Annotated in this window: 12 protein-coding genes; 4 read left to right on the top strand and 8 right to left on the bottom strand. The window is 34.5% G+C overall.

Features of this window, described 5'->3' with window-relative positions; all coding sequences use genetic code 11:
* Positions 1-208 precede the first annotated feature (208 nt).
* The 8 genes from ACZ1JT_RS00660 to ACZ1JT_RS00695 all read right to left on the bottom strand — a co-directional run bounded on the left by ACZ1JT_RS00660 (position 209) and on the right by ACZ1JT_RS00695 (position 9,515).
* On the bottom strand, positions 209-1,462 hold the full coding sequence (locus ACZ1JT_RS00660; RefSeq protein ID WP_465094249.1) for a nucleoside permease: 1,254 nt from the start codon (positions 1,460-1,462) through the stop codon (positions 209-211).
* A gap of 101 nt (positions 1,463-1,563) precedes the next feature.
* Complete coding sequence (cmk, locus tag ACZ1JT_RS00665) at positions 1,564-2,250, bottom strand: (d)CMP kinase (RefSeq protein WP_465094250.1); 687 nt, start codon at positions 2,248-2,250, stop codon at positions 1,564-1,566.
* An 11-nt stretch (positions 2,251-2,261) separates the two neighbouring features.
* Positions 2,262-2,765 carry a hypothetical protein gene (locus ACZ1JT_RS00670; protein ID WP_465094251.1) on the bottom strand — a complete coding sequence of 168 codons (504 nt, stop codon included), beginning with the start codon at positions 2,763-2,765 and terminating at the stop codon, positions 2,262-2,264.
* A gap of 1 nt (position 2,766) precedes the next feature.
* Positions 2,767-3,786, bottom strand: a complete 1,020-nt coding sequence (gene porQ, locus ACZ1JT_RS00675; protein ID WP_465094252.1) for a type IX secretion system protein PorQ — start codon at positions 3,784-3,786, stop codon at positions 2,767-2,769.
* A 116-nt stretch (positions 3,787-3,902) separates the two neighbouring features.
* Complete coding sequence (gene lon / locus ACZ1JT_RS00680; protein ID WP_465094253.1) at positions 3,903-6,353, bottom strand: endopeptidase La; 2,451 nt, start codon at positions 6,351-6,353, stop codon at positions 3,903-3,905.
* Positions 6,354-6,544: 191 nt separating this feature from the next.
* Positions 6,545-7,264: a hypothetical protein gene (locus tag ACZ1JT_RS00685; RefSeq protein ID WP_465094254.1), complete on the bottom strand. Its 720-nt coding sequence runs from the start codon at positions 7,262-7,264 to the stop codon at positions 6,545-6,547.
* Between the two features lie 60 nt (positions 7,265-7,324).
* The gene (locus ACZ1JT_RS00690; RefSeq protein ID WP_465094255.1) at positions 7,325-8,635 is read right to left on the bottom strand and encodes an MFS transporter; all 1,311 of its coding nucleotides are present in this window, start codon (positions 8,633-8,635) and stop codon (positions 7,325-7,327) included.
* A 64-nt stretch (positions 8,636-8,699) separates the two neighbouring features.
* Positions 8,700-9,515, bottom strand: a complete 816-nt coding sequence (locus ACZ1JT_RS00695) for a M48 family metallopeptidase (RefSeq protein ID WP_465094256.1) — start codon at positions 9,513-9,515, stop codon at positions 8,700-8,702.
* A 172-nt stretch (positions 9,516-9,687) separates the two neighbouring features.
* Between ACZ1JT_RS00695 and ACZ1JT_RS00700 the strand changes: the two genes are divergently transcribed.
* Genes ACZ1JT_RS00700 through ACZ1JT_RS00715 form a run of 4 tightly spaced genes read left to right on the top strand, consistent with a single transcriptional unit; the run spans position 9,688 to position 12,069 of the window.
* Positions 9,688-10,542, top strand: coding sequence for an alpha/beta fold hydrolase (locus ACZ1JT_RS00700; RefSeq protein WP_465094257.1), 855 nt, complete (start codon positions 9,688-9,690; stop codon positions 10,540-10,542).
* A gap of 4 nt (positions 10,543-10,546) precedes the next feature.
* Positions 10,547-11,029, top strand: a complete 483-nt coding sequence (gene msrB, locus ACZ1JT_RS00705) for a peptide-methionine (R)-S-oxide reductase MsrB (RefSeq protein ID WP_465094258.1) — start codon at positions 10,547-10,549, stop codon at positions 11,027-11,029.
* On the top strand, positions 11,026-11,418 hold the full coding sequence (msrB, locus tag ACZ1JT_RS00710) for a peptide-methionine (R)-S-oxide reductase MsrB (RefSeq protein WP_465094259.1): 393 nt from the start codon (positions 11,026-11,028) through the stop codon (positions 11,416-11,418). The genes msrB (ACZ1JT_RS00705) and msrB (ACZ1JT_RS00710) overlap by 4 nt, the downstream gene beginning before the upstream one ends.
* A gap of 3 nt (positions 11,419-11,421) precedes the next feature.
* On the top strand, positions 11,422-12,069 hold the full coding sequence (locus ACZ1JT_RS00715) for an endonuclease III domain-containing protein (RefSeq protein WP_465094260.1): 648 nt from the start codon (positions 11,422-11,424) through the stop codon (positions 12,067-12,069).
* Positions 12,070-12,224: the final 155 nt, after the last annotated feature.

Consider the following 12,224-nt stretch of genomic DNA (forward strand, 5'->3'; position numbering starts at 1 on the left):
CAAATAAATCTAAGTATCTGTCTAAAAATCCAAGAAGTCTAAAGATCTAATAATCTAAAAAGACTAGACTAAGCGAATGGTTCTGGTATTTTGGGAAACGTAGTTCCCGCTGTACGCGCTACACGGTAGCTTGCTTCCATCGGGGCTAACTGGGAATTGTATTGTTTTTCAGCCAACAAAAAACCCGATAAAATATCGGGTTTGTATATTAATGAGCTACATTTTCAACATCCTTAGGATTGTGCTTGTGTTTAAACATAATTGCAAAGGCTACAGCAATAACCAGCGCATAAATTGCAAATGTAATCCAGATATGGTGCCAATCTTTAACACCGTCTTGAGTAAAATATTTATCAATTAAATATCCGCTAATCGAACTTCCTAATACTGCTCCAAATCCATTAGTCATCATCATGAACAATCCTTGTGCCGAAGAACGGATTTTTGAATCTGTAGTAGTTTCAACAAATAACGAACCTGAAATATTAAAGAAATCGAATGCCATTCCGTAAACTATGCACGACAAAATAATCATCCATAATCCTTCTGCGGGATTTCCAAAACCAAATAAACCAAAACGCAATACCCAAGCCAACATCGAAATCAACATAACTTGTTTAATACCAAAACGCTTCAAGAAAAACGGAATTGCTAAAATGAATAAGGTTTCAGAAATTTGAGAAATCGACATAATGATTGTCGAATATTTCACCACGAATGAATCGGCATATTCCGGCATTTTTTCAAAATCGGAAAGGAACGTATCACCATACATATTGGTTAATTGCAAAGCCGCACCTAAAAACATGGAAAATATAAAAAACAATGCCATTTTGTAATCTGCAAATAATTTAAACGCGTTCAATCCTAACGATTGTACCAAAGAAGCATCTTTAGACGTTTTATTTTGCGGTTCGCATGCTGGCAATGTAAACGAGTAGATTCCTAATATTACAGCTGAAATTGCTGAAATATAGAACATATTTGCCGAAGCTTTATTACCCGTTAAATTGGTTATCCACATGGCCACAATAAAACCTACAGTTCCCCACACTCGAATTGGCGGGAAAACTTTTACTACATCAAACTGATTGTTCTTCAAAATGGTATACCCAATTGAATTTGAAAGCGAAATGGTTGGCATATAGCAAAGCATTGCAGCGAAAATTACCCAGAAAAAACTAGTTGGATTATCTACTTGCGGAATATACGCTAATGCTAACCCGCCTAAAATATGCAAAACACCGTATAAACGTTCGGCGTTTATCCATCTATCTGCAATAATTCCTGTTAACGCCGGCATTAAAATAGACGAAAGTCCCAAGGTAGAAAAAATCGCCCCAAACTCTGCTCCACTCCATTGCTTGGTAGCAAACCAATAATTCCCCACCGTAATCAACCAAGCTCCCCAAACAAAGAACTGGAGAAAACTCATCAGAGTCAATCTAAATTTAATATTCATAGTAATTTTTGGTAAATAAATAGCCCGTAAATCTAATACTAAAAACAAAATATCCAAAATAAATTAAGCTTTTCAGTTATTTATTTTGGATAAAAATGATATTAGTTTAATTTCTCTTTGGCTAGGGAAAGAATTAAGTAAAACTGCTCGTCTTTACTTAAAGATGAATTATCAACCACAATGGCATTCTCTGCTTTTACAAGTGGCGAATCTTCACGGTTGGTGTCAATGTAATCACGTTCTTTTACATTTTGAAGCACTTCTTGAAAAGTAACCAATTGTCCTTTATCCACAAGTTCATCAAAGCGACGTTGCGCTCGGGTTTCAGCACTGGCCGTCATAAACACCTTCAATTCGGCATCTGGAAAAACAACTGTACCAATGTCACGACCATCCATAACTATAGCCTTATTTTTTCCCATTTGCTGTTGTTGCTCGACTAGTTTTGCACGAACTTCTGAAATTTCGGCAACTTTACTAACCAAACGAGACACGTCTAAAGTTCGTATTTCGTTTTCAACATTAATTCCGTTTAAAAACATCTCAGCAAAACCCAAGTTTTCATTAAAACGAAATTCCAATTGTACTTTAGGCAAACTCGCCACTAAATTAGTTTTATCCAAATGCGATTCAGAAACAAAACCATTTTGCATTGCATAATAAGTTACTGCACGATACATGGCTCCAGTATCTACATATACATACCCAAGTTCTTTGGCTAACTGCTTAGCTAAAGTACTTTTTCCGGTTGATGAAAATCCGTCTATGGCAATAGTAATTTTTTTCAATGGTTTTTTAATTAAAATTCTACAGGTAAAAATGTTTTTTCTTTTTGTGTTTTATCCACACAGGATTGGCTAATCAATCGAAAGGTTCTCTTGCGATTTTTCGTTGTCATAACCCATTTAATTTCTGATACGTTACTATCATTGGAATTCCCTTCAAACAAAAGTCTCCAGTAAAAGATTCCTTTTCCGTTGTCCGCAATTTTTACATTTGCTACACCTTTTCGTCCAAAAGAACCGCTAAAAGCAATACTGACGAAAGATTGTGACGCATCAACAATCAATTCATCAATTTCAAAATATTCAGGATCGTCGTTAGTCCAATGAATAACCATCTCCTCATTCTGGATTTCGATTTGATTTATTTCGCCCTGACATGGTTTATAAATTAAATACCCTTTTTCATCGCGCTCCAATTGAACCCAGGTTTCTTTTTTGAAATCCCAACTTCCTAATTTAGTTTGCGCTATAGTGCTTTGCATTATAAAGCCTATCAAAATCAAATAAACAGTTTTCATCTTACTGCAAATTAATTGTCAATCCGAACAAACTCATGTTTGCTGCAACAGTATATCTTGAATAGGAATAATCGAATTTCACTTTGTTAAAACGAAGTCCGAAACCAGCAGAAATTCCAGAAAAATTTCTTTGATCCACTATCTTAAGTTCCTGTCCTCTTCGAAAGTTATAACTCAATCGAACATTAAAACTTTTCTCAGGAAACAATTCGGCTCCAACAATAACATGACGAAACGCATTATTAACAAACCCAACTTTTTCTTCTTTTGCGGGGCCGTCTATAGTCTGTTCAGCGCGGTTTGGATTGCTAAACCCAATTTTCCATTGCTGCAAATTTTCTAGAGTAAGATGCCATCTTAAAGGCACATTTTCAAGTTGTTGAGAAACACCAGCAATAACTTCCAAAGGCAATTTCTCTTGCAAGCCAGCATACGTAGTAATTTGCATTCCAACATTTCGAACAGCAATTGCAACATTGATATCGTTTTTATCGTCTACGTATAACGCACCAACATCTACAGCAGCTCCAAAGGAATTATAACTTTCTAATGTTGAAGAAATTACTTTAGCATTTGCACCCAAATATATTTTGGTCCACGGGATGTTATATCCATACCCAAAAGAAAGCGCCATTTCACTACCTGTAAAACTCGAGGTTTGCTGACCATTTTCGTCATAACCATCAAAATTTCCGTAATTCACGTAGTTTACTCCCACATGAAGGGTTTGCAGATGTCTATCCCAGGTATAAGCATAAGCAGCCGTTCCATAGGTTACTTCTCCAAAATAACTTCCATAATTTACCGATAAATGATTATCCATTTTCGGATTAATAGTCGCAGGATTGTATATCGCCTGATTTACATCTTGGTCATAAATAGTAAGGATCTTCCCCCCTAATGCCGCTTGCCTTGGCGATGTAACTAAATTCAGAAACTGGTAGGTATATTTCCCTCCTATCTGTCCAAATCCTTTGACACAAATAAGTAGAAGAAAAAAATAAAACTGTTTTTTAAACATTGTTTTCGTTTCTGAGTGTATAACGCATTTGCGAAGATAAAATTATAAATGGTTTTATACAAAAAAACGATTCCAACTTATAAATAAATTGGAATCGTTCAATTACTATTTAACCTTTATAATTTTTTAGCGTTTTTCACTTTCTGATTTGTGATTGCAATATCCAACACTTCACTCATTTTATCCACATAATGGAACGTTAATCCGTCTAGATATTCTGCTTTAATTTCATCAATATCACGCTTATTTTCATGGCAAAGAATTATTTCTTTGATGTTGGCGCGTTTTGCTGCAAGAATCTTTTCTTTAATACCACCAACCGGAAGCACTTTTCCTCGAAGCGTAATTTCTCCCGTCATTGCAATACTTTTCTTTACTCGTCTTTGCGTAAAACTAGAAACCAGTGATGTTAACATTGCCACACCTGCACTTGGACCATCTTTTGGTGTAGCACCTTCAGGCACATGAATGTGCACATTATAATTGGCTAATACATCCGGATTAATACCTAATGCTTCTGCATTTGCTCTTATATACTCTAAAGCAATCGTAACCGATTCCTTCATTACTGTTCCTAAATTACCTGTCATGGTCATATTTCCTTTTCCTTTGGAAATAATCGATTCAATAAATAAAATATCGCCACCAACACTTGTCCAAGCTAAACCAGTTACTACTCCAGCTGTTTCGTTATTTTCATACTTATCGCGTTCCAAACGAGGAGCTCCTAATACTCTAATAATATCTTCTTCGGTAACTTTTTTATGATATTCTTCTTCAAGAGCAATCGATTTAGCAGCATCTCTAACCATTGAAGCAATTTTCTTTTCTAAATTACGAACGCCCGATTCACGTGTATAGCCTACAGCAATTTTTTCCAATTGCTTTTTCCCAATTTGCAAATCTTTTGCCGTTAAACCATGCTCCTTTAATTGCTTTGGTAATAAGTGTTGTTTCGCAATTTCAATTTTCTCCTCAATAGTATAACCGTTTACATGGATTACTTCCATACGGTCACGTAACGCAGGTTGAATAGTAGACAAACTATTTGACGTAGCAATGAACATTACTTTCGACAAGTCGTAACCCATTTCTAAGAAATTATCATAGAAATCTGAATTTTGCTCCGGATCCAAAACTTCCAGTAATGCCGATGAAGGGTCGCCGTTAAAACTTGACGATAATTTATCGATTTCATCTAAAACAAAAACCGGATTCGAAGTACCTGCTTTCTTAATATTTTGCAATATTCTTCCTGGTAAAGCTCCGATATAGGTTTTACGGTGTCCTCGAATTTCTGCTTCATCACGTAAACCTCCCAACGACATACGCACGTATTGTCTGCCTAATGCTTCAGCAATGGATTTTCCGATGGATGTTTTTCCAACTCCCGGAGGTCCATACAAACAAATGATAGGCGATTTCATGTCGTTTCGCAATTTTAAAACAGCTAAATGTTCAATAATGCGTTTCTTGACATCTTCTAAACCAAAATGGTCACGATCTAATATTTTTTGGGCATTTTTAAGATCGAATTTATCTTTAGAATATTCATTCCAAGGCAATTCTAAAAACAATTCCAAATAATTTCTATGAATTGAAAAATCTGGTGATTGCGGATTCATTCGTTGCAACTTAGCAATTTCTTTATCAAAATGCTTTGCCGTTTTTTCGTTCCATTTTTTAGACTTTGCCTTAATACGCATTTCTTCAATTTCTTGATCGTGTGAAACACCACCCAATTCTTCTTGAATGGTTTTCATTTGCTGTTGAAGAAAATATTCGCGTTGTTGTTGATCTAAATCGAAACGAACTTTAGATTGAATATCGTTTTTAAGCTCTAATTTTTGCTGTTCTATATTCATAAAACGAAGCGTTTCCAGAGCTCTTTCTTTTAAATTATTAATGGATAATAAGTTTTGCTTTTCATGAACACTTAAGTTCATATTTGAAGAAACAAAATTGATTAAAAACGGATTGCTTTCAATGTTTTTAATAGCGAAAGTAGCCTCAGTAGGAATGTTTGGGCTTTCACGAATGATTTGTATAGCCAATTCTTTAATCGACTCAACAATAGCTTGAAATTCTTTATCTTTTGCCGTTGGACGTTTCTCCTCAACTTCTTTAATAGTAGCGGTTAGATACGGTTCTTCGGCAGTAATAGTATCAATTTCAAATCGTTTTTTTCCTTGAAGAATTACGGTTGTATTCCCATCAGGAAGTTTTAGAACGCGTAAAATTCGGGCAACAGTTCCAACTGTATTGATATCGTTAGCCGTAGGATTTTCTACTTCTTCGTCTTTTTGAGAAACCACACCAATCACTTTACCGTGAGAATTGGCATCGTTTATTAATTTAATAGATTTATCACGACCCGCAGTAATTGGAATTACAACACCGGGAAATAAAACTGTATTACGCAAAGGCAATATAGCAATATCGCTGGGTAGCGATTCATTATTCATCTCTTCTTCGTCTTCCGGAGTTAATAACGGAATTAATTCGGCATCGGTATCAATCTCCTGAAGTGACAAGTTGTCAAGAGTAAGTATTTTTTGATTTGACATAGTATTTTTACGACTTTTTGTCATTTAATGATTAGAAACTGGGTATAGCGATTATAAATGATTTTTCGCTATTTAACTGAATATCAATACAAATTTACGTTTTATTGAAATTCTTTCTTAGTATAAGTCAATCTTTATGCCATAAAAAAACCCGAAATTACTTTCGGGTTTTCAAAGCTTTGAAAAATATTTTAGTGTAATATATAATCCACTAGAATACTTGTATAAGTTCCGCTACCACTGTAAGTAACACTTTTAATAGGTCCAACATTTTTTGCATACCAATAATCTGTATTAACTATCGATAAAGAACCTGGAGAAGTTGTTTCTTGATAAATATGAACCTTGATAACATTAGTATAGGTTTCACCATCAACTGTAACTGTTATTCCTTTTTCTTCAATAGTACCTGTATAATCAGTTGTTTGAACAATTTCAGGAATACCTGTATATGTAGTGGTTTGATTATAAGTACCGCTCCAAGACTGTCCTACAGCAATATTATCTTTCAATATAATCATCTCATATCCTGTTTGAGTACCTGTAATACCCCCAACATTAAGATTTATATCGCCAGTCTTCAATTTATAAACTCCGTTAGATTTATTCAACCATGTTGTAGCACCAGTAACAGCGCCATTAGACTGTTGAGAAAATTTATAATAAGTCGCTCCGCCAAAAGTACTTGTTCCTATCATTTTCAAAGGATTTTGCAAACTACCATTTGTTTCCATAGTCCATTGGTTGTTCACCGCTGCAGGCCAATAATCACCAGATGCAGAAGAGCCGCCTCCACCGCCTCCTGTACTTCCAGAAAGTGCCGGATCAAGAGGTTCAATATCATTACATGAAATCAATGAAAAGGCTGATATAACAGCAACAAAAAGAGCAACTAATCTTATTTTTTTCATTTTATTATGATTTGGTTTTTATTAAAATTTCCCAAATATACTATTATTTTTCATTTGAAATTATTTTTTTGGCACACGCAATAATAATATCACACCTGTGATGAAAAATAAAGCTAAAAAAACAATTGAATTACGCATACTTCCGGTTATTTGATCAATAATACCGTACAGTGCCATACCGATAACTATACCTATTTTTTCAGCTACATCATAAAAACTAAAAAAGGAAGCAGTATCTTCTGTTTCTGGTAGAAATTTAGAATAGGTAGAACGTGATAACGATTGAATTCCACCCATAACCAAACCAACAAAACCAGCTGTTATATAAAAATGTAATGGTGTTTCAACAAAAAAAGCAACACAACAAATTACCACCCAAATGCAATTGATAAAAATAAGTGTTTTGATGTTCCCAAATTTTTCAGAAGCCCTTGAAGTCAAAATAGCCCCTACAACTGCAACCAACTGAATGACTAATATACTGGTAATTAAACCTGTAGTTTTTTCCGAATCGCTAGACCATGCAATTTCTTGCTCACCAAAATAAGTTGCGACTAACATAACGGTCTGAACAGCCATACTATAAACAAAAAAGCCTGTTAAATATCTCTTCAAAACCACATTATGTTCTAATTGATGCCATACTTTTTTTAATTCTTTAAATCCGTTAAAAATTACTGCTGAATGAATTTTTTGGTTTTTATTTCCAACAGGCAAATAATAAAATGCATACTGACTAAAGGCAATCCACCAAACTCCAACGGAAATAAAAGAATATCGCATAGCTTTCATGGCTTTTTCTCCTTCAGTTCCAGAAATTAAAAACCAGTCTGGCTTCATTACCATTAATAGATTAATTACCAACAAAATAACACTACCAATGTATCCCATGGAATACCCTCTGGCACTAACACGGTCTTGTTGTTCTTTAAAAGCTACATCAGGCAAATACGAATTGTAAAAAACCAAACTTCCCCAAAAACCAATCAACCCAAAGAAAAAACAAGCTAGGCTGAAATAAATATTATCTAAGCTAAACCAACAAAGTCCTATACATGAAATAGCCCCCAAATAACAAAAAAAACGCATAAACATTTTCTTGTTTCCAACATAATCGGCAATCCCAGACAATAGTGGCGACATAAATGCTACCACTAAAAAAGCAGTGGCTGTAACAAAACTTATTAATGCTGTATTTTTAAGAGTCGTACCAAAAACTTCAATTTCTAAACTACCTTTTTCTTTAAACAATTGTCCATAATAAATTGGAAATATTGCCGAAGCAATTACCAAGCTGTAAACTGAATTAGCCCAATCGTAAGAAGCCCAAGCATTTAATAATTTAGCACTTCCTTTTTCTAGTTGTTTCATAGTTTTTATAAAATAAAAAAATCCCGACAAACATCGGGATTCGAATATACATATTTTTTTCTAGTTAAAACTTAACTCCAAATTTAGCAGCTTCAGCTTTAGCTTGAGGAACTAACTCCTTAATTTTTGCAATACGAGTTGCATCTGATGGGTGCGTACTCATAAATTCTGGTGGTTTTTGACCGCCTGCGTTCGCCGACATTCTTTCCCAAAATGCAACTGCAGTATCTGGGTTATATCCTGCAATAGCCATTAACGTTAAACCAATCATATCAGCTTCACTTTCATGAGCACGACTAAAAGGTAACATACCACCTATTTGTGTAGTTGCTCCATAAGCAGTCATAGCAATTTGTTGTGTTTCTTCACTTTTACCACCAGTTGCTACACCAACTCCTACAGCTCCTAATTGTTGTAACATTCCGGCGCTCATACGTTGCTGACCGTGATTTGCCAATGCGTGAGCAACTTCATGCCCCATTACAGTTGCCATACCAGCATCATCTTTACAAATTGGCATAATACCTGTATAGAAAACAATTTTCCCCCCTGGCATACACCAAGCATTAACATCTTTACTGTCAACCAAATTGTATTCCCATTTATAATCTTTCAAGTAACCTTCATATCCATTGGCATTTAACCATTTTTCTGCAGCAACTTTGATTTTCATTCCAACATTTTCAACACGTTGAGCATCCTTAGTTCCTTTAATAACTTTATTTTCTCCTAAGAACTGATTGTACTGTTGAAAAGACGATGGAAATATTTCACTATTGGGCACCAAAGCCATTGTTGTTTTTCCTGTAAATGGATTTTTAGCACACGAAACCACTAGTGCTAATGTTCCGGCAATTATTAATCCTGATTTTAAATTCATAACGTAAGATTTTTAGTAAACAAAATTAAGGAATTGTCCTATTATGATTGTTAATAAAGGTACAAAATATTCTTTTTTTTTTGATACAAATAAAATGCCAAAATACATTTAAGAATTATTTATCATTTGGTTTTTGAAGAATGGAGTAACTTGCAGTATATTTTTACATTCAATGAAAGAAGTCAAACACCAACAAACAATTAAAATACCAAAAAGCATTTTATTTACTGCTAAAATGTTTGAATTAGCCTCACCGAAATTGGCTACTGCATTTGCTATCAAGCTATTTACAACACCTATGCGACATAAGTTACCAAAGCGAGAAATTAGCATGGATGTTAACAGTACTCAAAAGTTAGTTCATATTGATAGCATCAAGAAAGACATCATGGTATATCAATATGGAACTGCTGAAAAAAAAATATTATTAGTACATGGTTGGTCTGGTAGAGGTACACAGTTAGTCAAAATTGCCGATGAACTGGTAAATATGGGATTTTCAACCATAAGCTTTGATGCTCCGGGACATGGAAAAGCACCTGGTAAAACCAGTAATATGAAAGAATTTATTGCAGCAGTTTTACAATTGGAAAAACAGTTTGGCCCTTTTGAATTTGCTATTGGACATTCTTTGGGAGGAATGACGGTTTTAAATGCTATAAAAAAAGGGTTAAATGTAAAAAAAGCAATAATTATTGGAAGTGGAGATGTGGTCGAAGATATAATGAATGATTTTGTTCAAAAATTAAATCTCAAACCAAATATTGCTAAACGGATGAAATCTGATTTTGAAAATAAACTTGGTGAAACCATGAACGATTATTCTGCGTATATAGCTGCAAAAGAGATTTCAATTCCAGTTTTAGTTATTCATGATTTAAACGATGAAGATGTTCCAGTTTCTGCGGCCCATCATATTCATCAACACCTTACAAATGGTGAATTAATGATAACTCATGAATTAGGACATCGAAAAATCTTAGGAGATAATAAAGTCATAAAAAAAATTACAAAATTTATTCAGTAAGATTATGAAAAACATTGTTTTATTAATTACGTTAAGTTTTTTTATTTCTTGTCAAAGTCAGGATAATAAGAAAAAACAAACCGCTTCGACAAATGCTTTACCTAAAACGGAAGCAGAATGGAAAGCAAAACTCACACCAGAACAATACGAAGTTTTACGTCAAAAAGGGACAGAAAGAGCCTTTACTGGTGAATATTGGAAACATTTTGAAAAAGGCACGTATGTTTGTGCTGCATGTAACAATCCACTGTTTTCTTCCGATGCAAAATTTGATTCAGAATGTGGTTGGCCTTCTTTTGATCAAGCTATTAAAGGATCTGTTGTTTATCATAATGACACCAGTTTTGGTATGGAAAGAACTGAGGTAACTTGTGCAAAATGTGGTGGTCACCTCGGCCATGTGTTTGATGACGGACCCGCAAAAACAACCGGAAAAAGATTTTGTACTAATTCTGTATCCATAAAATTTATTCCAGCAAAAAAATGAGTCATTCAATAGAAAAATCAGAAGAACAATGGAAATCTGAACTCGGCGAAGAAAAGTACCATATTTTACGTCAAAAAGGGACAGAATACCCACATTCCGGAAAATACAACCTCCATTTTGAAAATGGAACGTATTGTTGTGGTGCATGTGGTGAACCACTATTTGAGAGCAATTCGAAATTTGAATCGCATTGTGGATGGCCTTCCTTTGACGAATCGCTACCTGGAAAAATCGAATATGTAAAAGACACTTCACATGATATGCTAAGGGTTGAAATTCTTTGCTCAAAATGTGGTGGTCATTTAGGTCATATTTTTAATGATGGACCCACACAAACAGGAGTTAGATATTGTGTAAATTCTTTATCTTTAGATTTCCATAAAAAATAAAAGATGAGTCTATTTGATAATACAACCGATTGGGCAGCAAATTTAGAGCCTCTAATACAAAAATATAAAGGAAAAAAACATCCATTGGAGTATGATAATCTGTACCAATTAATGATAATGGTCATTTTATCCGCTCAAGATTCAGATGCTAATATCAATAAAATAGCTCCAGCTTTATTTGAATCTTATCCAAATCTGAAAAGTCTAGCCGTTTCAAATATTGATGCCCTACTACCACATATTTCAAAAGTTCGAAATTTTGGAACTAAAGCCAGTTGGATTATAGAAATAGCGCAACAACTTAAAGATGATAAGAATATCCCTTTAACCCTAGAAAGCCTTGTAGCATTAAAAGGCATTGGTCGAAAATCTGCAAACGTAATTATGCGTGAAATGCAAGCGCCAGCAGAAGGCATTATAGCTGATCTTCATGTAATTAGAGTGGCACCACGAGTTGGTTTAATTACCGAATCCAAGGATGGAAATAAAGTCGAAAAACAGCTTATGCAAGTTTTACCAAAAGAAATATGGGGAGAAATTGGTATGTCCATTTCGTTTTTAGGTCGAGAAATTTGCAGACCTACAAATCCAAAATGCGATTTATGCCCAATAAATACTTGTTGTGACTATTATCAAAATTTAAAAAATTAACAATCATTACCCTAACGACCTCCAAGCCAATCGTAATGATTGGCTTTTTTATGATTTGGAGCGATTGGTTTGGTTTTGATTGCTAAGCGCAGTTCCCGTTTTTCGTTCTACTTCGTGCCACTACACCCGGGGCTAGCAAGTAATTGTATTGCAGT

The organism is Flavobacterium sp. IC2-16 (assembly GCF_055521455.1).

What these genes read in the sequence shown, in the direction of transcription:
- msrB (WP_465094258.1), top strand. Translation starts at nt 10,547, where the DNA reads ATGAAAAACATTGTTTTATTAATTACGTTAAGTTTTTTTATTTCTTGT.
- ACZ1JT_RS00660 (WP_465094249.1), bottom strand. Translation starts at nt 1,462, where the DNA reads ATGAATATTAAATTTAGATTGACTCTGATGAGTTTTCTCCAGTTCTTT.
- ACZ1JT_RS00715 (WP_465094260.1), top strand. Translation starts at nt 11,422, where the DNA reads ATGAGTCTATTTGATAATACAACCGATTGGGCAGCAAATTTAGAGCCT.
- porQ (WP_465094252.1), bottom strand. Translation starts at nt 3,786, where the DNA reads ATGTTTAAAAAACAGTTTTATTTTTTTCTTCTACTTATTTGTGTCAAA.
- ACZ1JT_RS00700 (WP_465094257.1), top strand. Translation starts at nt 9,688, where the DNA reads ATGAAAGAAGTCAAACACCAACAAACAATTAAAATACCAAAAAGCATT.
- ACZ1JT_RS00670 (WP_465094251.1), bottom strand. Translation starts at nt 2,765, where the DNA reads ATGAAAACTGTTTATTTGATTTTGATAGGCTTTATAATGCAAAGCACT.
- lon (WP_465094253.1), bottom strand. Translation starts at nt 6,353, where the DNA reads ATGTCAAATCAAAAAATACTTACTCTTGACAACTTGTCACTTCAGGAG.
- ACZ1JT_RS00685 (WP_465094254.1), bottom strand. Translation starts at nt 7,264, where the DNA reads ATGAAAAAAATAAGATTAGTTGCTCTTTTTGTTGCTGTTATATCAGCC.
- ACZ1JT_RS00695 (WP_465094256.1), bottom strand. Translation starts at nt 9,515, where the DNA reads ATGAATTTAAAATCAGGATTAATAATTGCCGGAACATTAGCACTAGTG.
- msrB (WP_465094259.1), top strand. Translation starts at nt 11,026, where the DNA reads ATGAGTCATTCAATAGAAAAATCAGAAGAACAATGGAAATCTGAACTC.
- ACZ1JT_RS00690 (WP_465094255.1), bottom strand. Translation starts at nt 8,635, where the DNA reads ATGAAACAACTAGAAAAAGGAAGTGCTAAATTATTAAATGCTTGGGCT.